The following is a 19,848-nucleotide window of genomic DNA, read 5'->3' as shown; positions in this document are numbered from 1 at the left end:
GGAATCAAGAAGCCACAACGCGCACGACAGCACCGTGAACATGCCCATGTTCATTTAGATTGTGTCGCAACTCGTCAATTACATCCTGCTCGGTGCGAGCTTTCACGTGGCGAACGAAGGTGTTGTTGCAGATTCTTCCCGTTAGCGGTCCCCCATACACGAACGTCTTCCCCCTCATCCGATCTGGTTGCTTGAAGAATCTCGCCGAACTCTGCTCGAAGAACATGGTCGTGCGCGAGAACACCTCGGCCTCCGAGTTCACCGAGTCACTGCGAACGTTGATCACTTCGTAGGCGTTGCCATTAGAGATGACATCAGTTACGGAGCGCACGTGAGACCGAGTATCAAACTCATCTGTTAGGCCGAATCCAACCACTGAAGTCGCGAAGAGTGTTTGCTCGAAGCGCCAGACACCGAAATATACAGTCCTTTCCGGTGCCCCTTCGATTGTGTATGAATATGACCATAGCCCCGCGATGTGAAGCTGCCCCCAATACAACCTCCGAAAGAAGGTGGTCCGCTCGACTATTCGGAAAATGACGTCAATTATGATGCGGTAAACACCGATGGACGTTGCATACACAAAGATATCTCTGATCCAGGGACTGATCTGAGTTACCGATTGGGTGTACTTGATAGCAGCGAGTGCGTACGCGACAGCCAGCAGGAGGGCGAGCGCGTTCAGCTGTCGAACCCTGTACTGCATTGGGATGCCGCTGACTTTCAACCTCTACCTCCTGACTCATGTTCTGGGTTACTGAGCTTGAACTGCTAGCCCAAATTTGCATGGTCGAGAATTCGACGGGATCTTTTCCCACCGAGAGACCGTCCTATTTGCAAAGCTGGCAACAAATGTTGCGATTGGTCGTAACGGGGGTACCTATACCTCCGTCTTCTGATGAGCCGAGAACAAGTGCTGTCCCGCGCTAGTTGGTCCCTGACCTCATTCGTATGGCCCTAGAGCCCCAGGCGGCGACCGACTCGACGAGTCCCTCGCATTCCAAGTCCCCAATCTCAAACGACAAGCCTATGAAACCCTTAGGGGAGACATAAAATCCATCCTCCAGAAGTTCGTAGAAGAGCCAGTCATACCAGACAGAGTCAACGCAATGTATGTGGAGCATGGAGCCGAGTCCGGTTACCCAAAGCGGCAACTCGAGGTTTGAGAACGTGTCGTTCAGACGTTCCCGTAGCAAGTCGCCACGCCGATTTACGCTCTCGATACGCTCGGCACTGAGTTCCGCCGACATCACGGCGACTGCTACCGCCAAGTTGATACTATTGTTGTTGAATGTGCCCGAATGCGCTAGCAATCCACCTGAACCCATATCGAATTGCTTCATGATCTCAAGCTGTCCTCCGAATGCGCCGAACGCAGTCCCCCCCGCTAGATACTTGCCTAGTGTTGTGAGGTCTGCCTGTACTCCATAGAGAGCCTGCGCGCCACGGGGATGCAGTCGAGAAGTCATTATTTCATCGAAGATTAGGACGGTGTTGTCACTTGAACACCGCTTGCGAAGTCGATCAAGGAACTCTCGAGACGCTGGGATGCACCCGCCGGCACCCTGAACCGGCTCAACTACGACGCAACCTATAGGGCCTGAGGCGAACGCTTCTTCCACGCTGTCTAAGTCGTTGAAGTTCGCAATCAAGAAGTTGTGAGGTACATTCATGCGCTGGCTATCCGGGAGGAACGATATTACGCCTCCGTGGAAGCTGTTATCGAAAACAAGGACCCTGTCGCGCTGGGCGAAATTTAGGGCAGCAGCGATCGCGAACAAGTTGGCTTCGGTGCCAGAGTGTGTAAATCTCACTTGTTGAATCGATTCGAAGCGGGCGCAGACCAATTCGGCCGCCCGAATTTCGGTAGTCGTCGTAGCTCCGAATGACCATCCGCGATTGAGAGAACTTCGTACGGCTTCCGCCACCGAGCTAGGTGTGTGTCCAAGAAGGCCTGCTGTGAAGTCGCCGCAGAAGTCGATTAGGGTATGGCCGTCTACATCGATGAGCCTTGACCCAGATGCGCTTTGGACCCTGAATGGGAAAGGACTCATGTGAAGGACGGCGCGCGTTGTTCCACCCGGTAAGACCTGGCGAGCGAGCTCGTGGTGGCGAAAGCTCTCCGGGTTCCGGTCGACGTACCGAGCGCGAGCGTCTGCGAGGGCACTATGAAGGCCGCCAGTAGAGCGTGAATCCTCGACCATGTCCCCCCTTTACGTGGCAGTCCGAAGGGCTTGCCGCTGTAGAGACCCTTCTTCGGCACAACGTGTACAAACTACCGGAATTTCTACTATGTTGACTGCTAGCGTTTCCTCTACTAGCGAACAGGTAACGGATAGACGTAGACTTATGGACAGCTACTGCCTCGGCGTGGAGTGGTGAACGTAGCCGGCCGAGGAGTAGGACCAAATTTGGGCGAGGGAATCAATGACATTACCAGGAGTATGTCCCTCGATCACTCCGTAGAATGAACCCGAGCTGAGGCTTGAATCGTCGAACTCACGGAGACCCATTTGCGGGTGGCTCGCTATACTAACTCTGGGCTCCACAGGATAGGTCTCGCCGTTAAGGGAGATTCTTCCTCCTTCGACGGCACAGTCCACCTCGCTCGTCATGGTTCGGCCCCAGCCGTGAGGAACTAGAATGACTCGTCGCCCATTCAGTAGATTGATGTCGTTCTTGCCACCCATTGAACATCTAAACATGTCGATGTCCCTCGATGGAGCACTGAAGATTGGCACAACCTCATTCGGTTGGCAGAGATAGCACCCGAGTGCTGCGGAGTTCGAGGATGGCATATAGAAGTGCTGCTTATGGTACTCAGAGCCAATCCTCGCCCGACCATCTAATAGCATGGTGGCGACTAAAGCGTGACGATCTCGGGCATAGCTTCTCAACGTTCTTGACATTCGTTTGTATAGCGAAGCCTTATCGCCCCATAGGAGCCGGATGTAGCGATCACTGGCGGGTGAATATGTAGTGACTACATCCTTGATGTACCAGTTGTCGTTACCTGGTAGCAGGCCGGTCGATTGGTAGGTGAACTCTCCTTCGCTACTATGCATCACTAAGGCTGGCGCACCGTCAGTGCGACGTCGCACCAGCATGATGAAGTGATTGCCCTGATGAAAGTTCCACACGTAGGTGGAAGTTGAAACCAGCCACTTCTCCAGCCGCACCAGGTCTTCATCACGAATTTCCGGAGATGGAAAGTCATCCAGCCAGAAGATGCTTGAGGTGTCGACCCCGGTGCACGTATCGACGGGAACGACCTCCGATGAAGACGACCACTCGACAAGGCACCCGCTTGCAAACCCGCCAGCAAATCTAACGACGTCGGCAGGGAATCCGAGATCGGCTGCGGGAGTTATCTTGCAGTCGGCCTCATCGTCGACAGCTTGAAGAGCAGTCCGGAATAGACTCTCCGTCTCGCCAAGGTACGGGTGCAAGAAATCCTGGGCATGATCGCCCACGAGTGCCTGGTCAAGCACGAAATGTCACAGATTCGACTTAAGGTGGTCGCGGATGTCGAAAAGAACTTTGTCCTCTGAGCGATCCGAGTAGTCTCCCATCCCGGGCGGTCCAGGCCAGCCGGAGTCAACCCATTCCAGGCCGCCGAATTGCTTTGTTTCCGCATAACGCGGCAGCACATGGAAGTGCAGGTGGTCGTCAACCATCATGAGCATCACATAATTCATCTTCTGAGGCGAGAAAGTGGCGCGGAGCGCTGCCTCAACGGACTTAACTGTCTGGGCGAGATCTTGCGCTTCGTCGTCAGTCATGTCGGCAAAGGAAGTGGCGAAGCGCGAGAGTGAGAGAACTCCGGCGCCAAGAGTTGAATGGACCGGCCGAATAGACCAGCGCCAGAGACCTGAGTCGAGGATAAGGAGCTCCTCGACTCGGAACTTGGAGTTGAACTCTTCAAGAGTGCTCGACACTATCGCTCCCATTCCCGAGTGTTGACGTGGCGGAGATCGCTGACCCCCCAGCTGCCACGGAGCGTAGCGGCGCCCGGTTTATTCGACAAGGCCTGGAAGGGGTAGCCGGCAACGCTTTCGCGAGAGGGTCCTCAATGGTGCTCGCTTTGTGATCTTGGTTCTCCTCCCGCGGCGAGGGAGATGCACAGTCCGCAGCTCGCGGGCGCCGAAGGGGTTGGGGCGACCCGATGCTCTCGTTGGGCTGGTCCAGGCGCCTTGGCCGTCGCCTTGGGTGGCGGCAAAAGCCTGGCGCAGGGACTGCTGCCCAGCGAGCGGCGCCAGCCGCTCGCGCCCGGTCCAGCCGAAGGTCTTTGTCTAGACTGCCCTCGTTTGCATTGCGGCTCGTCCTCAAGCGTTGAGGCCTGACGAGAACACGATCTTCAGTCTCGGGTGATCATGGCCCGGGAGCACACTCTTGTGGCGGTCCTGGGCTTGAGGGGGTTCGTCTGGTCGCGGTCGAGGAGTACGACGGCGAGCTCGAGCTGGGAGCTCAGACCACGAACGACATGGTCGGCTGTCCCGGCGTCCGTGTCGTGGCGGCTGCTCAGGTCGTCGGCCGGTCAAGTTCGGACCTGCCGGTCGGCGGTCGCCCGGCGACGTCGATCTGGATCAAGCGGCTCGTTCGGTGCCGCCACCAGCAGTGCGAGGTCATGACATGGTCGGTGACCAGCTCGTTTCCGCGGGCCTCGCTGGCGACTCGGGCGTCGCGCGTCGCCTCAGGCGTAAGGCGCTCGCTTTGATCGGCTACGACAACGGGGTCGGTGACGGTTGAGGAACGGGGTCGCGGCGGGCCAATAGCGTAGGGAACTCAGGGGGTAGCACGCAGAACTCGTTGTCCCACGGATCGCGAAGTACCCAGAACTCGTGGCCGCGCTCTTGTTGGTGGTCCCAGCGGGTGGCGCCGAGGGCTTCGAGTCGTCGGACCTCGGCTTCGACGTCGTTGGTCTCCAGGTCGACGTGCATGCGCTCTTTCGACGTCTTGGGGTCGTCGGTGCGTTGGAGCAGGATGCGGATGTCGGAGTCGGGGAGCTTGAGCCGGCGGTAGACGGGCTGGCTGTCGGCGCCAAGCGTCTCCTCGGTCGCGTCGAGGACGGCGGACCAAAAGGCCACGCCGGCGTCCAGGTCGGCGACGTCGATGACGAACTGGGCGATGCGGCTGCGTAGCTCGGTCATCGTGCCTCGTCCTCGTCGATGAGGTCCTGGACGATCTGCGCGCTGTGCTCGTGTGTGCGGGCGAGGGAGCCCCAACCGGTGACGACGGCACCGTCGTAGCTCATGCCGACCCAGCGGCCCCACGCGTGGGTGCCGTGGCGGTGCAGGGCGAGGTACATCGTGCCCTTAGACCTGACAGCGGCATCGGTGGAGCGGTACCAACCCATGAGCGCCTCCTGGTCCCACAGCCGTAGCTCGCCGTGCCATCGGTAGCTGCCTTCCGCGACCGCGATCGCGCGCTCGGCGTCGAGGTGCAGCAGCTCCCCACGCTGCTCGACCTCCAATGAGTGCGTGTCGACGCGCGGCTTGCCCTCCTTCCAGGTCTGCCATGAGCACCACCACTCGCCGGAGAGGTCAAGCCCGTAGTCGACCTGCCCGGCGAGGCGGGCCAAGGAGATGCCGAGCGCGTCAGCGAGTGAGACGGCCGCGGAGAGGGTCGGCTGCTGCTCGCCGGCCTCGTACCTGGCGAGCTGTCGGACGCTCACGCCGGCCGTCTTAGCCAGCTCCCCCTGCGAGAGCCCCAGCGCCGCGCGCTGCGACTTGATCACCTCCGACACGTCCACGCGCGACATCTTCCCCGGTCAGACGTATGAGGCAAGTGACCTGCCGTATGCGGCTTGACACAGCGGACGAAAGAGGCGCACTCTCTGCCGCACTAGTCATGCCGTATCAGTCCGCTTCCCTGACGGAGGAGACATGTACTCCTGCTCGCTGGCGATCGACGCCACCCGCACCAGAGTGATCGCGACCGGCGACGTGGTGCAGCCACCGCGCTGGGACGACACCCCCAACGGCCGACGACCGGTGGCCGGCTCCACGGCCGTCGACGAGGAGACCGGGCAGCCGATCAACCTCATCGGAGTCCTGCTGCCCACCGGCCAGAACGGGGAGAAGGAGACCCACACCGTCCGCGTCTGCTCCTACGAGGTCCCCGAGCTGCCCGAGTTCGAGCCCGTCGAGTTCGACGGCCTCCAGGCCCTCATCCGACCCGCCAAGACCGGCAAGGGCATTGAGTTGTACCTGTCCGCCGATGCCGTCCGCGTCGCCTCGGCGTCCGCCAAGCCTGCGCCGGCAGCCAAGGACACCGCGCCCAAGGACGTGGCGTGATGGGCGCACCGGTGAAGGTCGCGACGCGCTCGCTGTTCGACGTCCTCGTACTGACTTGCCGGGCTCGACACTGCACCGAGCAGTGGGAGCCGGCGCCCATCAACGACGGCGGCGACGGTGTCGTCCAGCTATCGCAGGAGCGCTGCCCGGCCTGCGGGTCGAGCACCTGGGAGGTCACCCAGGTCGAGGTGTCCGGCTCACCCGCCCGCGAGCAGCGCCGCCGTCGCGGCCCGCGCCGCTCCTCCTCGGGGAGTGGTGGGCGATGAGCGCGACGCTGTGGCGCGGCCAGACCATCCGCCGCCGCGCCGACATCCAGCGCACCCTCATCGAGCGCGACCACGGCCCGCTCGCGACCGCCTTCTACGGCGCCCTCTGGCTCCTGCGCTGGGCGCTGTGGGCCGCCGTCATGGGCCTCTGGGGCCTCGTCTACGTCCCCCCGGTCGGCGCCGTGGTCGCCCTGCTGATCGTGACCGGGCTCGTGTTCGGCCCGTGGGGCGTCTCCGGTGTCGCCGTTCTGGCGGCCGGCGGCGCGTGGGCCTGGGCCCGCTGGGCGCCCGGGACCTGGACCCGCCACGTGGTCCGGCGCGGAGAGCGCTTCTGGCGACGCCTGCGCTACCGCTGGGTCTGGGACGACGTCATGGCCGCCTGCGGCATCAAGGCCACCGACGCCGCCCACCGCATCGTCGTCCCCCGCCTGGTCTGGGTCGGGCTCGGCGACCACGTCGACGTCCTTACCGTCCAGCTCTGCCCCGGCGTCACCTTCGACACCATCGCCGCGCAGGCCGACGGGCTCCGCTCGGAGTGGGCCGCCCTCGACGTCCGCGTCACCCGCCACCCCCGCGTACGCACCTGGGGCCTGCTGCGCGTCGTCCTGCACGACACCCTCGCCGAACAGCAGCACCACGCTCGCGACCGGGTCGACCTCACCCGGGTCCCGATCGGACGCCGCGAGGACGGCGAGCCCTGGGCGCTGCGCCTGCTCGGCCGGCACCTGCTCGTGGCCGGCGCGTCCGGGGCCGGGAAGGGCTCAATCGTCACCGCCCTGCTCTGGGCCCTGTCGCCCGCCATCGCCGACGGCTGGGTCCGCGTGATCGGTGTCGACCCCAAGGGCGGCATGGAGTTCGGGATGTACCCCGAGCTGCTGCACATGTTCGCCTGGCGCTCGGAGGCCGAGCTCGTCGCCGCCCTGGAACACGCCGCCGCGCTCACCATGGCCCGCTGCGAGTCCCTGCAGGGCCGGACCCGCCTGCACCGACCCACCATCGACGACCCGTTCCACATCATCATCGTCGACGAGATCGCGTCGCTGACCAGCTACATCGTCGACCGTGCTCTCAAGGAACGCGCACGCGTCGCCCTCGGCACCCTGCTGAGCAAGGGCCGTGCCGCGGGGTTCTCCGTGGTCGGGCTCGTCCAGGACCCCCGCAAGGAGGTCCTCGAGCTGCGGAACCTGTTCACCGTCAAGGTCGGCCTGCGTCTCGACAGCCGCAACGAGGTCGCCATGGTCCTCGGCGACTCCGCCCACGACCGCGGCGCCCGCTGCCAGGACATCGACCTCGACACCCCCGGCGTGGCCTACGTCGTCGACGACGAGGACCGCCGCGAGCCGATCAAGGTCCGCGCCGACTTCCACGACGACGCCGGCATGCGCTGGCTCGCCACCGAGTACGCCTCGCCCACCCATGAGGACGTCCCCGAGCTGGTCACCAAGCAGCGGGAGACCAAGCGTCCCGACAAGCGGACGGACGCGTCATGAGCGCCGCCGCCCTGCTGACCAGCGACACCCCGCGCTGGCTGTTCCTGGTCCTGCTCGGCGTGGTCGCCATGGCCTACCTCGCCTGCGGGCTGCTGGCATTGATCGGCCGACTCCGGCGGACGGCGACGCAGCGACAGCCCATCCGACGCCCGGCCCCGGTCCGAGCCGGCGCCCGGCAGGAGGTGGCTCCGTGATCGCCGCCGTCATCATCGCCGGCCTGCTGACCGTCATCGCCGCCAAGAGCCGCGCCGTCGGCCCCGCCCTCGTGCTCGGGGTCATCACCGTCGTCCTGCTCGGCGTCGTCGCCCCCGGCTTCGTGGGCGGCGTCGGCGACGTCCTCACCGCCATCGCTGGCGGTATCGGCGACGGCATCACCCGCGCCGCGTCCGACTGACCCCACCCCCAAGGAGAACCACCCGTGACCGCCCTCGCCCAGCACGTCGACACCGCCAGCGACGCCGTCCGCGCGGCCAACCACGCCACCATGCGTGCCCCGCTCGACGGCCCCGAGTCCTACGCCGTGGTCGGTGGACTCACCGAACTCGCCGGCCGGCTTCCGCAGCTCCTGGACTACCTGTCCCGCTCGCTGCGCCGCGCCGACCCCGCGGCGCACTACGACGACCGCGGGCGCGACCCGTCCGGCGCGCTCCACGCCGCGCACGGCCACCTCGACGACGCCTGCGCCGCCGTCGTCCAGGCCGGCGAGCACCTCAGCACCGCCCACAACCACCTCGGCCACCTCGGCCGCCACACGGCATCGGAGGACTGATCCATGGACGCACTGCTGTTCACCGCGGAGGAGGCCGCGGAGGTACTCAAGATCAGCCGATGCAAGGTCTACGACCTGCTCCGAAACCAGGACCTCCGCTCCGTGAAGATCGGCGGCTCCCGCCGCATCCCCCGCGCCTCCCTGGAGGAGTACGTCGCGCGGCTCCTCGACGCCCAGGCGGTCGTGTGATGGCCGGCGACCGCAAGAAGGGCCGAAAGGTCAACGGCGAGGGCTCGATCTATCAGCGCTCCAGCGACGGTTTGTGGGTCGCCTCGGCCTACGTCTACGTCTCGTCGGGACGTATCGGACGCCGCTCGCGGTACGCCCGCAGCTTCGAGGAGGCGCGCGCCAAGCTCGTCCGGCTGCAGTCGAACAACGAGCAGGGCATCCCGGTGCCCGACCGGACCATGACCGTCGGCGAGTACATGGAGCACTGGCTGTCGGTCGTGAAGGAGGAGAAGCGGCTGACGACGTTCCACGGGTACGAGTCGGTGGTCCGGCTGCACATCGTCCCGGCGCTGGGCAAGAAGCGTCTCGACCGGCTCACGGGCGCCGACGTCCGGCACTTCATGGGCGTGGTCCGGGCGAAGTGCCTGTGCTGCACCAACGGGCGCAACGCCCGTCGGCGGGCCGGTGCCGATCCGTGCTGCCGTGACGGACACCCCTGCTGTGGTCGGCGACCTTCGCCTCGGCAGGTGCAGTACATCCACGCCGTGCTGCGCAACGCGCTGAGCAACGCCGAGCGCGAAGAGCTGGTCAGCCGCAACGTCGCCAAGCTGGTCAAGGTCTCGACTCCGCGCTACAAGATCGGCAAGGGGCTGCGGGTCAGCCAGGCCAAGGCGCTGCTCAAGGAGGCTGAGGGGACGCGCTGGTACGCGCTGTATGTCACCGCGGCCACCCTCGGGCTTCGTCACGGCGAGCTGCTCGGCCTGCGCTGGGAGGACGTCGACTTCGAGCGCGCCACGCTCACCGTTGCCCAGACCGTCGCCCGTGCCGCCGGCCAGCTGTACGTCGGCCCGGCGAAGTCTGACGCCTCGGAGAGCACGATCCCGCTGCCCAAGGTCACCCGCCGCGTCCTGGAAGCCCATCGGGAGCGGCAGGAGAGGGAGCGCGCCGACGCGGGAGAGGCGTGGCAGGACCGCGGCCTCGTGTTTCCCTCGACGATCGGCACGCCGATGGAGCCGCGGAACCTCAACCGACACTTCGCGGACCTCCGCGTGCGGGCCGGCATGCCCGACGTCCGCCTCCATGACCTGCGGCACACCGTCGTGAGCTTGCTGCTCGACCTCGGCACTCCGCCGCACGTGGTCCAGGCGATCGCCCGGCACGCGCACGTCGACATCACGATGGCGATCTACGCCCACACCAACCTCGACGCGATGCGTCAGGCGCTCGATGCGATCGAGTGGGAGGACCTGTGAGACCCATTGCTACACGGGCTGCTGTAGTGGATCACTCGGCGACGAGTCTCACCGGCGTTTTCGCTGGTGAGCGGGGTGGCCAGGGGCGGGGTCGAACCGCCGACCTATCGCTTTTCAGGCGATCGCTCGTACCGACTGAGCTACCTGGCCGAGAGGTCGAGGAACCACCTCGACCGGAAGAGCGACCCAGACGGGACTCGAACCCGCGACCTTCGCCGTGACAGGGCGACGCGCTAACCAACTGCGCCACTGGGCCTTGATCGTGCTGTCCTACCGTACCCCCAACGGGATTCGAACCCGCGTTGCCGCCTTGAAAGGGCGGAGTCCTAGGCCGCTGAACGATGGGGGCGCGACCCTCTGGCTGAGGACCTTACCCGCCAACGGCGTACCCGTTGGGAGCACGCCAAGCATAGGTGACGGGTCTCAGCTGCCCGGCACCCACCCCCCGCGGCCGGCGGCCACCGACCCGAGGTGCGGCCCGAGCACGGCGCGCATGCCGCCGTCCGCGCGCCAGCCCTCCAGCCAGCGGGGCTCTGCGGTGGCGCCGAGCAGCAGCTCCCAGTTCTCGCAGACGCGCTGCGCGAGGTCGGCGAGCTCCGTGGTCGCCAGCGAGGCGACGAAGGCCCCGCCGGACACGTCGACGATCGTCCGGGCGAAGGAAGCCGGGTCGACGGCCGGCCGGAGCAGGCCCGCGGCGGCGGCGCGGCGGAAGAGGTCGGTGAAGGTCTCCTGCCAGAAGGCGAAGGGCCAGCCCGGGCGTTCGGGACCTGCGAGCCCCTCCCCGCACAGACGCTGGCCCGCCCGCACCTCGGGGCCGTCGAGGGCATCCTGCATCTCACGCGCGATCTGCGCCGCGGTCCGCAGCGGGTCGAGCTCCAGCGCGGCGCAGCGCTCGACCATCCCGCGGCAGAGCCGCTCCATCTCGTCGACCACGGCGAGCGCGATGCTCTCCTTGGAGACGAAGTGGAAGTACAGCGCGCCCTTGGTGACCTTGCTGCGCTCGAGGATCCGCGACAGCGAGGCCTCGTGGTACGAGCGCGCGGCGAACTCCTCGGCCGCCGCGGCCAGGATGGCGCCGCGCGTCGCCACCGCCCGCGCCTGGCGCGGCGGATCACCGGACGCACCCAAGCGGTCACGCGGTGGATCAACGGTGTCGGACATCGGCGGCCACGGTAGCGGGGCGGCCTTTCACCCACGGCCGCCACGCCGGTAATCGTCCAGTTGCGGACGATCCTCCTGGTGGAGCGGCCGTGAGCCCGGAGGTCAGCGCCGGACCGGCGGCGGGTCGCCCCCCTCGCCGATCAGGCCGAGCATGTCGAGCAGCTCGCGGCAGTCGTCGGAGTCGAGGGAGTTGCGGGCCACCGCGATGCGGGCGCGGTGCACCTGCTCGTCGCTGACCCCGTAGACGTCCGCCGCCGTGCGCTGCGCGGGGACCGAGGGCTCCTCGGCCGCCGTCCGCTCGGGGTGGGGTCCGTTCGGTCGTCGTCGCGGTCCTGACGTCGCGTTCATGCTGGCTCCCCGTGCCGCCTGGTCCCGACCCGCTGCAACGGCTCACGCGGCGGGATCACTCGTCACGGGGACACCGCCGGTCACTCACCGTGCCCGACGCCATCCCTCGTCCGAGTCGAGGCGACGCTACCCACACGATCGCAACGATGCAGCCCCCTTCCCGAGTGACGGTGGGACCGGATCCGGACCGCCCGCATCGTCGCCGATCGGTCACGGAGCGCGACAATGATCGTCCGGGACGTCGCGGCGTGGCGGTTCCGGACGTCGCGTCCGGATCGCCGGACACCGGGCGAACGGCTCAGTCGACGAGGGCCTGGTAGACGAGCCCGCGCAGCTGGGTGCGGATCGGGTGGGCGCTCGACGGGAGCAGCTGGGTGAAGAACATGGCGGTGATGCGTTCGACGGGGTCCACCCAGAAGGCGGTGCTGGCGGCCCCGCCCCACGACATCTCGCCGGCGCTGGAGATCGTCCGGTACTTCACCGGGTCGACCACTACCGCGAACCCGAGGCCGAAGCCGACGCCGTCGAACGGCATCTCGGCGAACAGGGGACGACCGAACTGCTCGAGGTCCGCGCCCCCGGGCAGGTGGTTCCTCGCCATGTAGTCGACGGTCCGGCTGCCGAGGACGCGGACGCCGTCGAGCTCGCCGCGACCCAGCAGCATCCGGGTGAAGCGGTGGTAGTCCGCGGCGGTGGACACCAGGCCCCCGCCGCCTCCGAGCCAGGTGGGCTCGAGCGCCTCGTTCGCCAGCGCGCCCATGCCCGCCGCCTCGGCCGCCAGGTACCGGCCCGTGGCGGGGTTCGCGAGGTAGAGGGTCGCGAGACGGTCGGGGTCGTCGACGGCGAAACCCGTCGACGTCATCCCGAGCGGGCCGAGCACGTGCTCGTCGAGGAAGGCGTCCAGCGACTGCCCGGAGACGACCTCGATGAGCCGCCCGAGCACGTCGGTGGCGTGGCTGTAGTTCCACTCCGACCCCGGCTGGAACACCAGCGGCATCCGGGCCCACGCCTCGACGCAGCCGGCGAGGTCGAGCTCCGGCGGCGCGGCCCACTCGAAGCCGGCGGCGCGGTAGAGCTCGTCGACGGGGTGGGCGTGGTGGAAGCCGTAGGTCAGCCCGGCGGTGTGGGTCAGCAGGTGCCAGACGCGGATGGGCTCGGTGGCCGCCTCCGTGAGCGGCTTGCCCGAGGACCCCTTGACGTAGACGCGCGGCTCGGCGAACTCGGGGAGCCAGCGGCTGATCGGGTCGGTGAGCTCGAGCAGGCCCCGCTCCACGAGGATCATCGCCGCCACCGAGGTGATCGGCTTGGACATCGAGTAGATGCGCCAGCGGGTGTCGTCGGTGACCGGCAGACCGGCCTCGGCGTCCCGGTGGCCCGCGGTGGACGAGTGCACGACCCTGCCGTCGCGGGCGACGACCGCGTGCCAGCCGGCGAGCCTGCCGTCGTCGACGTAGCGGGTGAAGTGCTCGTCGATGCGGGCCAGGCGGGCCGGGTCGAAGCCCAGCTCCTCGGGATCTGTCTCGACCTTCAGGCTGCTCGTCACTTCCGCCACTATGCCTCCGCGAGGAACGTCCGCAACTCGTCGAGCACCTCCTCGGGCCGTTCCTCGGGGACGAAGTGGGCGCACCGCTCGATGGCCCGGCCCCGCACGTCGTCGGCGTACTCGCGCCACAGGTCGAGCATCGGCAACGTCTGTCCCATGACGCCCTCGGCGCCCCACAGCGCGAGCAGCGGCTGGGTGACGCGCCGGCCGGCCGAGAAGTCGGCCTCGTCGTGCTCGGCGTCGACGGGGTGGGCGCGGTAGTCGTCGAACCCGCAGCGCAGCGCGCCGGGCTGGGAGAAGGCGCGGACGTACTCCGCGATCGCCGCGGGCTCGAGGCCCTCGCGGGCGTAGGTCCACTTCTCGAGGAAGTAGCGCAGGTAGCCCTCGACGTCGGCGCCGGCAAGCCGCTCGGGCAGGTCGGGCTGGAGGTGGAACAGCCAGTGCCAGTACTTGGCGCCGAGCGCGGCGTCCATGCGCTGCCAGGTGGCGCGGGTCGGCGCGATGTCGAGGACCGCGAACCGCGTGACCTCCTCGGGCCGGTCGAGGGCCCAGCGGTGCGCGACGCGCCCGCCGCGGTCGTGCCCGACGACGGCGACCCGGTCGTGGCCGAGGCCCCGGACCAGCGCGGACACGTCGGCGGCCATCGTGCGCTTGTCCATGCCGCCGGTGGGCTTGTCGCTGGCGCCGTAGCCGCGCAGGTCCGGGACGATCACGGTGTGGTCCGCCGCGAGCGGGCCGGCGACGTGGCGCCAGCAGTGCCCCGTCTGCGGCCAGCCGTGCAGCAGCACCACGGGCGGGCCGGAGCCCCCGTGGCGGTAGTGGAGCCGGACCCCGTTGGCGACGACGGTGTCGGGAGTGAGGGCGGGGCCGGGCGCAGCAGTCACGGGCGCGCATCCTGCCCGCGCGGCCGGCGGGATGTCAGCCGGCGATGGGTCCGGCGGGGCCGTGCGGTCCCGGGGGCGAGGGCCCGGGAGCCGGCGGGACGACGGGCTCGACGAGGCCGGGGCGGTGCCCGTACGCCCCGGGCGGGCTGCCCGGGGACGGGCCCCGAATGGCGTCGACGATCGCCGCGGTCGCGTCGACGGAGGTGGTGCGCCAGAGCCGGTCGCGCATCCGGCGCACGAGCCCGTCGGCGTGGCAGAGGGCCGCGAAGTCGTGGGCCCGGCGGGCGACCGCGGCCCGGGGGTGCGCGCGGACGGAGGCGTACTCCTCCAGCGCGGGCACGATCCGCCCGTCGGCGTGGTCGAAGGCGCGGCCGAGCGTCGCAGCGTCGAGGATCTCCAGCGCCACCGCCTGCGCCGTGTGCGGCAGCATCGGCTGGGCCGCCCCGCCGACGACGGTCAGCCGGTGCCGGGCGCCGCGCTCGAGCGGGGCGTGGTGGCGGTGGACGCGCGAGGGCGACGCCACGACGGCGTCACCGACCGCCGCGCGGACCTCCGGGGCGGCGCTCGCGAGCAGGCGGGCGACGACGGCGGCGACGCCGTCGCGGTGCATGTCCTCGAGGGCGTCGACGCGCACGGTCATCGAGACCTCCCCGCCGCCGCCCGCGACCGCCGACTGCGTGACGTGCAGCGTCGGCGACGACCAGAGGCGCAGCACGTCGTCGGGCGGCGCCGGACCGGGCCCGCGGTGCACGAGGTAGGGGCTGGAGAGCGCGTGGCCGCCGCCGAGGTGGGCGCGCACCCGGCTGCCCGCGCCGTCGGCGCCGATCACCGCCTCGGCGCGGTGGCGCCCGCCCGCGTCGTCGGTGACGAGCACCGCGTCGCCCAGGTCCTCGACGGACGTGGCGCTGCGCCCGTAGGTGACGGTGACCATCTCGTCCGCCGCGCACGCCGCCACCAGCAGCGCCCGCAGCACGCCGTGCGGGGCGAGCAGGTAGGGCCGGCCGAACCGGGCGCGCACCACGGGGCCCAGGTCGGCGACCCGGAGCACCGCGCCGGTGTCCGCGTCGGCGTGGGCGAGGCGGCGCGGCTCCCACGCCTGCGCCGCGAGGGGGTCGGCCAGCCCGAGGGCGGCGAGCTCCCGCAGCGCGGCGGGGGTCAGGACCGCCAGGCCCCGGTCGACGTCCCCGGGCCGGTCACGGTCGATGACGTGGACGGGGAAGCCCTGGTGGGCGAGGAAGAGCGCCGTGGTGAGCCCGGCGAACCGGGCACCCAGCACGAGCAGCGGTACGGCAACCACGGCTCACCTCGTTCACCCGCGCGGACGAGACAAGCGTAGGCAGATCATCTCGGACGGAGCAATCGCGCGCCGTTGAGTGTTCACGACGTGGCCTGACCACCCGAGACCGTCACTCCGCCGACTGAGTCGCGTCCGGACAATCTCGCGACGGCTCCGGAGCGGGGTCGGGGGCGTCGCCGAGCCGGACGCGCGCGTCGAGCACGCGCGCGAGCGTGAGGCACGTGGTGGCCAGCGCGGCGCCGAGGAACCAGCCGGCGAGCACGTCGGTGGTCCAGTGGACGCCGAGGTAGACACGGCTCGCCCCGACGAGCAGCGCGCCGACCACCGCGAGCACGACGACGACGCCCCGCACGAGGCGCGCGCGGGGCGTGCCGACGGCCAGGGCGACCACCGCGGCCGCCGTCAGCGTGAGGCCCAGCGCGGCCATCAGCGCGTGGCCGGAGGGCAGCGAGGCCGTCGTCTCCTCGGCGAGCCGGAGGGCCTCGGGCGGGCGCGGGCGCTCGACGGCCACCTTGACCAGCCGGATCGCCAGCGCGCCGGCCAGGACGCCGAGCACCCAGATCACCGCGGTGCGACGGTGGCCGCGGGCGAACAGCACGACCGCCGACACGACCGCGAGCCCGCCGGTGCCGACCGTGCCGCCGACGAGCGAGACGGCCTCGGCGGCGTCGGTCAGGCCCGGTGACCGGATCCCGAGGACCCACCCGAGCACCGGCGCGTCCGCGTCCGCGAGGGCCTCGTCCGTGGCGACCAGCGTGAACACCACGCCGGCGGAGAGGACGAGCACCGCGACGATCCCGGTGTCGCGCACCGCGCCGGGCACGGCCGCCAGCGCGCCGCCGGCCACCCTGTCGGCGATGACCGCGATCCCAATCAGGGCCCCGAGGACCAGCAGCGTCACGGCGGTGGCGTCGAGGGCCACGGATTCCTCCTGCGGTGGACGGGAGACGGCGACGCGCCGGGCTCCGCGGTGCCTGCCCCGATCATCCCGGGGCAGACTGGTCGAGTGCTGCTCCTGGGGCTGCTCGCCGCGCTGGCCGCGGCGGGCGCCAACGCCGGTGCCGCGCTCCTCGAGGCGAGTGCCGCCCGTCGCGCCACACGGGCGGCGGCGGTGGTGCTGCACCCCATGTACCTCTCCGGGCTCGCCCTCGACATCGGCGGCTGGGTGCTCACCGTGCTCGCGCTGCGGTACATGCCGATCGTCGCGGTGCAGGCCATCGTCGCCGGGCAGGTCGGGATCACGGTGGTGGCGTCGCACTGGGTGTTCGACACGCCGCTGCGCCGGATCGACCTCGCCGCGGCCGCCGCCAACGTCGTCGGGCTGGCGCTGATCGTGGCGAGCGCGAGCGTCGAGGACGTGCTGCTGTCCCCGTCGACCGCGGGGGTCGTCGCGCTCTGCGTCACGTTCGGCGTCCTGCTCGTGGTGTCGGTGCCCATCGCCTTCCGCAGCCGCCGCGCGATGCTCCTGTCGTTCCTCTCCGGGCTCGCGTTCGGGGGCACCGCGGTGGCGGTGCGGATGGTCGACCTGGAGGGGCCGCTGGGCGAGATGGCCCGCAACGCCCTGACCGACCCGGTGGTGTGGGCGCTGCTCGGCTTCGCCGTCCTGGGCCTCGCGCTGTACACGGTGGCGCTGGGACGCGGCGCGGTCGGGCCGGTGGTGGCGGTGCTCGCCGTCACCGAGACCCTCGTGCCGGGGCTGATCGGGCTCGTCGCGCTGGGCGACGGCGTCCGCCCGGGCGGGGTGCCGTGGTTCGTGGCGGGGCTCGTGCTCGCGCTGGGCGGGGTCGTCGTGCTGGCCCGCTCGCCCGCCCAGGCGTCGCTGTCGGGTGACGACGGCGTCGCGCCGCCGCCGCTCAAGAGACTCTGAGCGGGCGGCGGCGCGCCGGCGTCGGGCAGGTCAGTCGCGGAAGGCGTCCTTGACCTTCTCGCCGGCGTTCTTGAGGCTGCCGGCGGTCTGGTCCTTCTTGCCCTCGGCCTCGAGGCTCTCGTTGCCGACGGTCTTCCCGACCGTCTCCTTGACCTTGCCCTTGTACTCCTGGATCTTGTTGTCGGTCTTCTTCTCGCTCGACATGCGGGCCTCCTCCCGGCGCTCCGTGCTGGGCGCCTCGCAGAGAGCCAGGTACCCGCGGTATCGGGAGGTCAACCCGCCGGTGATCGCTCCGCGACGTCGAGCACCACGTCGCGCACGGCCTCCGCGTCGCCGGGCACGTCGACCCACGCCACCGCCGGGCGGTGGCCGTCCGCACGCGTGACCAGCTGGAAGCGGCCCGCGGCGGGCGGGGCGAGCCGGAAGCCGCCGTCGGGGCCGGCGCTCACCGTCGCGGCCTCGTGCCCGTCGGGGTCGACCAGGGTCAGCGTGGCCCCGCCGACACCCCCGCCGGCCGTGTCGGTGACCCGGCCGACGAGACCCGCGGGCTCATGGCCCTGCGCGGTCGTGCTCGTCGCCGGCGGGGGCATCCCCCGCGCGGCCCGGCGGCGGCCGAGCAGCAGGTCGACCAGCCCGAGGGCCAGCGCGAGCACGACGAACGCGACGGCGCCGACGAGGCCGCGGCTGATCGCGAGCGCCCAGTCGCCGCCGGTGCTGGTGAGCTGGCCGAAGAACACGGCGCCCACCGCGGAGATGCCGACCGCCGACCCGACGCGCTGGCCGGTCTGCAGGACGCCGGCCGCGGTGCCGCCCTCGCGGGGCGGGACCTCCTCGAGCGCGAGCGTCTGGTTGGGCGCGATGACGAAGCCGCTGCCGACGCCGGCGAGCAGCAGCGGGGCGGCGATCGCCCAGCCGACCTGCTCGGGGTCGAGGCGCAGCACGACGTCGACGGCGATGAGGCCCAGCGCGACGAGGACGAGCCCGCCGACCACCAGCGGCTTGCCCAGCCGGGACACGAGCCGCCCGCCGATCGCCGACGAGACCGCCGAGCCGAGCGCGAACGGGGTCAGGGCGAGCCCGGCCTCGAGCGGGGTGTAGCCGCGCCCGTTCTGCAGGAAGAGCGTGACGACGAAGAAGATCGCGGTGAAGCCGGCGAAGTAGAGCAGGCCCAGCGAGGTGCCGAGCGCGTAGCTGCGGGTGCGCAGCAGCCGGAAGTTCACCAGCGGGTGCCCGTGGCGCCGGCGCGCGCGGCGCTCCCAGAGCACGAACACGACGAGCAGGACGACGGCGGCCGCGAGCAGCCACCAGGGCGCGCTCGCCGGGTCCCGCTCGGAGAGCACGAGGGGGACCATGACGGCGACGACGGCGCCGCCGAGCAGCACCGCGCCGATCGCGTCGAGGGGACGCTTCTCGCCCGCGGTCGCCGCATCGCGCGGCAGCAGGCGGGCACCGAGGACGAGCGCGGCGATCCCGATCGGCACGTTGACGTAGAAGACCCAGCGCCAGCCGTCGGTCGCCCCGCCCCACTCGAGCAGCAGGCCGCCGAGCAGCGGGCCGATGGCCGTGGAGATGCCGATCGCCGCGCCGAACAGGCCGAACGCGCGGCCGCGCTCGCGGCCGGTGAACAGCTGCTGGATGAAGCCGATGACCTGCGGGTTGAGCATGCCGCCGGCCGCGCCCTGCAGCAGGCGGAAGACCACGAGCGACGCGGCGTTCGGCGCCAGGCCGGCCGCGACGCTGGTCAGGGTGAACAGCGCCAGCGAGATCATGAACATCTTCTTGCGCCCGCGGTCGTCGCCGAGCCGCCCCGACGCGACGAGCACGAGCCCGAAGGTCAGCGCGTAGCCCGACACGACCCAGCTCAGCTCCGCCGACGACGCGCCGATGCCCCGCTGCATGGAGGGGAGGGCGACGTTGACGATGCTGACGTCGAGCAGCGTCATGAACCCGGCGATGAGGCACACCGCGAGGGCGTGCCAGCGCCGGGGATCGGGCTCGGGGGAACTCACCTGGACGAGTTTCCCCCCGTCCGGGCGCCGAACCGTGACGCGTGACGGAGGGAACGAGCGTGGAGATCCTGTCGAGCCGCATCCTCGTGCGCCCCCACGACTGGGAGGTGTCGCAACGGTTCTACGCCGAGACGCTCGGGCTCGCGGTCGCGCGCGAGTTCCCCGGCGGCGTGGTGTTCTTCCTGGGCACCGGTTACCTGGAGGTCTCCAAGTCGGGTGCGGTCGCGACGGGCGACGGGGAGACGGAGCGCAGCGGAGCTCGACCCGAGGGGGATGCGCTGTGGCTCCAGGTGCGCTCGCTGCCGGACGCGGTCGCCGAGGTCCGGGAGCGGGGCGTGAGGGTGACGCGCGAGCCGCGACGTGAGCCGTGGGGCCTCGACGAGTGCTGGATCGCCGACCCCGACGGCCGCGCGATCGTCCTCGTCGAGATCCCCCCGGGCCACCCGATCCGCACGGATCTCCGTGAGTGAACTTCGGGGCTATAGCACCGAAGTTCG

At 69.4% G+C, this 19,848-nt stretch carries 24 protein-coding genes and 3 tRNA genes; 10 read left to right on the top strand and 17 right to left on the bottom strand.

Annotated features, from left to right (window positions below; all coding sequences use genetic code 11):
- Positions 1-4: 4 nt before the first annotated feature.
- The 6 genes from PHK61_RS06590 to PHK61_RS06565 form a co-directional block, all read right to left on the bottom strand.
- Positions 5-727, bottom strand: coding sequence for a hypothetical protein (locus tag PHK61_RS06590; RefSeq protein ID WP_274280176.1), 723 nt, complete (start codon positions 725-727; stop codon positions 5-7).
- A gap of 199 nt (positions 728-926) precedes the next feature.
- Positions 927-2,054 carry an aminotransferase class III-fold pyridoxal phosphate-dependent enzyme gene (locus PHK61_RS06585; RefSeq protein ID WP_274280175.1) on the bottom strand — a complete coding sequence of 376 codons (1,128 nt, stop codon included), beginning with the start codon at positions 2,052-2,054 and terminating at the stop codon, positions 927-929.
- Between the two features lie 303 nt (positions 2,055-2,357).
- Positions 2,358-3,491, bottom strand: coding sequence for a hypothetical protein (locus PHK61_RS06580; RefSeq protein WP_274280174.1), 1,134 nt, complete (start codon positions 3,489-3,491; stop codon positions 2,358-2,360).
- Positions 3,492-3,497: 6 nt separating this feature from the next.
- The gene (locus tag PHK61_RS06575) at positions 3,498-3,950 is read right to left on the bottom strand and encodes an HIT family protein (RefSeq protein WP_274280173.1); all 453 of its coding nucleotides are present in this window, start codon (positions 3,948-3,950) and stop codon (positions 3,498-3,500) included.
- Positions 3,951-4,721: 771 nt separating this feature from the next.
- Positions 4,722-5,150: a VOC family protein gene (locus PHK61_RS06570; RefSeq protein ID WP_274280172.1), complete on the bottom strand. Its 429-nt coding sequence runs from the start codon at positions 5,148-5,150 to the stop codon at positions 4,722-4,724.
- Complete coding sequence (locus tag PHK61_RS06565; protein WP_274280171.1) at positions 5,147-5,752, bottom strand: helix-turn-helix domain-containing protein; 606 nt, start codon at positions 5,750-5,752, stop codon at positions 5,147-5,149. Before PHK61_RS06565 ends, PHK61_RS06570 begins: the two co-directional genes overlap by 4 nt.
- Positions 5,753-5,885: 133 nt before the next feature.
- Between PHK61_RS06565 and PHK61_RS06560 the strand changes: the two genes are divergently transcribed.
- From PHK61_RS06560 to PHK61_RS06525, 8 genes are read left to right on the top strand one after another with little or no spacing between them, the layout of a single operon-like run.
- Positions 5,886-6,296 carry a hypothetical protein gene (locus PHK61_RS06560; RefSeq protein WP_274280170.1) on the top strand — a complete coding sequence of 137 codons (411 nt, stop codon included), beginning with the start codon at positions 5,886-5,888 and terminating at the stop codon, positions 6,294-6,296.
- Entirely contained in the window at positions 6,296-6,562 is a 267-nt protein-coding gene (locus PHK61_RS06555; protein WP_274280169.1) for a hypothetical protein, read from the top strand. Before PHK61_RS06560 ends, PHK61_RS06555 begins: the two co-directional genes overlap by 1 nt.
- The gene (locus tag PHK61_RS06550) at positions 6,559-8,052 is read left to right on the top strand and encodes an FtsK/SpoIIIE domain-containing protein (protein WP_274280168.1); all 1,494 of its coding nucleotides are present in this window, start codon (positions 6,559-6,561) and stop codon (positions 8,050-8,052) included. The genes PHK61_RS06555 and PHK61_RS06550 overlap by 4 nt, the downstream gene beginning before the upstream one ends.
- Positions 8,049-8,246 (top strand): hypothetical protein, encoded by a 198-nt coding sequence (locus tag PHK61_RS06545; RefSeq protein ID WP_274280167.1) that lies wholly within the window; start codon positions 8,049-8,051, stop codon positions 8,244-8,246. Before PHK61_RS06550 ends, PHK61_RS06545 begins: the two co-directional genes overlap by 4 nt.
- Complete coding sequence (locus PHK61_RS06540; protein ID WP_274280166.1) at positions 8,243-8,446, top strand: hypothetical protein; 204 nt, start codon at positions 8,243-8,245, stop codon at positions 8,444-8,446. Before PHK61_RS06545 ends, PHK61_RS06540 begins: the two co-directional genes overlap by 4 nt.
- Before the next feature lie 24 nt (positions 8,447-8,470).
- The gene (locus PHK61_RS06535; protein ID WP_274280165.1) at positions 8,471-8,821 is read left to right on the top strand and encodes a hypothetical protein; all 351 of its coding nucleotides are present in this window, start codon (positions 8,471-8,473) and stop codon (positions 8,819-8,821) included.
- 3 nt (positions 8,822-8,824) lie between these two features.
- Positions 8,825-9,010 carry a helix-turn-helix domain-containing protein gene (locus PHK61_RS06530; RefSeq protein WP_274280164.1) on the top strand — a complete coding sequence of 62 codons (186 nt, stop codon included), beginning with the start codon at positions 8,825-8,827 and terminating at the stop codon, positions 9,008-9,010.
- On the top strand, positions 9,010-10,242 hold the full coding sequence (locus tag PHK61_RS06525) for a tyrosine-type recombinase/integrase (RefSeq protein WP_274280163.1): 1,233 nt from the start codon (positions 9,010-9,012) through the stop codon (positions 10,240-10,242). Before PHK61_RS06530 ends, PHK61_RS06525 begins: the two co-directional genes overlap by 1 nt.
- Positions 10,243-10,318: 76 nt before the next feature.
- Here the strand turns inward: PHK61_RS06525 and PHK61_RS06520 are convergent.
- The 9 genes from PHK61_RS06520 to PHK61_RS06480 all read right to left on the bottom strand — a co-directional run bounded on the left by PHK61_RS06520 (position 10,319) and on the right by PHK61_RS06480 (position 16,397).
- Positions 10,319-10,392 (bottom strand) — tRNA-Phe (locus PHK61_RS06520).
- A gap of 32 nt (positions 10,393-10,424) precedes the next feature.
- Positions 10,425-10,498, bottom strand: a tRNA-Asp gene (locus tag PHK61_RS06515).
- A gap of 20 nt (positions 10,499-10,518) precedes the next feature.
- A tRNA-Glu gene (locus PHK61_RS06510) sits at positions 10,519-10,591 on the bottom strand.
- 74 nt (positions 10,592-10,665) lie between these two features.
- The gene (locus tag PHK61_RS06505; RefSeq protein ID WP_274280162.1) at positions 10,666-11,403 is read right to left on the bottom strand and encodes a ScbR family autoregulator-binding transcription factor; all 738 of its coding nucleotides are present in this window, start codon (positions 11,401-11,403) and stop codon (positions 10,666-10,668) included.
- Between the two features lie 102 nt (positions 11,404-11,505).
- Complete coding sequence (locus PHK61_RS06500; RefSeq protein ID WP_274280161.1) at positions 11,506-11,751, bottom strand: hypothetical protein; 246 nt, start codon at positions 11,749-11,751, stop codon at positions 11,506-11,508.
- Between the two features lie 298 nt (positions 11,752-12,049).
- The gene (locus PHK61_RS06495) at positions 12,050-13,294 is read right to left on the bottom strand and encodes a serine hydrolase domain-containing protein (protein ID WP_274280160.1); all 1,245 of its coding nucleotides are present in this window, start codon (positions 13,292-13,294) and stop codon (positions 12,050-12,052) included.
- Between the two features lie 8 nt (positions 13,295-13,302).
- Positions 13,303-14,178 (bottom strand): alpha/beta fold hydrolase, encoded by an 876-nt coding sequence (locus PHK61_RS06490; protein WP_274280159.1) that lies wholly within the window; start codon positions 14,176-14,178, stop codon positions 13,303-13,305.
- A gap of 34 nt (positions 14,179-14,212) precedes the next feature.
- Entirely contained in the window at positions 14,213-15,475 is a 1,263-nt protein-coding gene (locus tag PHK61_RS06485) for an FAD-dependent monooxygenase (protein WP_274280158.1), read from the bottom strand.
- Between the two features lie 109 nt (positions 15,476-15,584).
- Entirely contained in the window at positions 15,585-16,397 is an 813-nt protein-coding gene (locus tag PHK61_RS06480; protein WP_274280157.1) for a phosphatase PAP2 family protein, read from the bottom strand.
- An 84-nt stretch (positions 16,398-16,481) separates the two neighbouring features.
- Between PHK61_RS06480 and PHK61_RS06475 the strand changes: the two genes are divergently transcribed.
- Complete coding sequence (locus tag PHK61_RS06475; RefSeq protein WP_274280156.1) at positions 16,482-17,342, top strand: hypothetical protein; 861 nt, start codon at positions 16,482-16,484, stop codon at positions 17,340-17,342.
- A 30-nt stretch (positions 17,343-17,372) separates the two neighbouring features.
- On the opposite strand, the gene PHK61_RS06470 is transcribed toward PHK61_RS06475, so the two are convergent.
- Positions 17,373-17,546, bottom strand: a complete 174-nt coding sequence (locus PHK61_RS06470) for a CsbD family protein (RefSeq protein ID WP_274280155.1) — start codon at positions 17,544-17,546, stop codon at positions 17,373-17,375.
- Between the two features lie 68 nt (positions 17,547-17,614).
- Positions 17,615-19,351, bottom strand: a complete 1,737-nt coding sequence (locus PHK61_RS06465; protein ID WP_274280154.1) for an MFS transporter — start codon at positions 19,349-19,351, stop codon at positions 17,615-17,617.
- A gap of 59 nt (positions 19,352-19,410) precedes the next feature.
- Here PHK61_RS06465 and PHK61_RS06460 point away from each other — a divergent pair, with 59 nt between their 5' ends.
- Positions 19,411-19,821 (top strand): VOC family protein, encoded by a 411-nt coding sequence (locus tag PHK61_RS06460; RefSeq protein ID WP_274280153.1) that lies wholly within the window; start codon positions 19,411-19,413, stop codon positions 19,819-19,821.
- Positions 19,822-19,848 lie beyond the last annotated feature (27 nt).

This window comes from Actinomycetospora lutea (assembly GCF_028737205.1).
Lineage (GTDB): Bacteria > Actinomycetota > Actinomycetes > Mycobacteriales > Pseudonocardiaceae > Actinomycetospora > Actinomycetospora lutea.
Note: the sequence above shows the minus strand (reverse complement) of the source record. Positions and strands in the feature narration are given on the sequence as shown.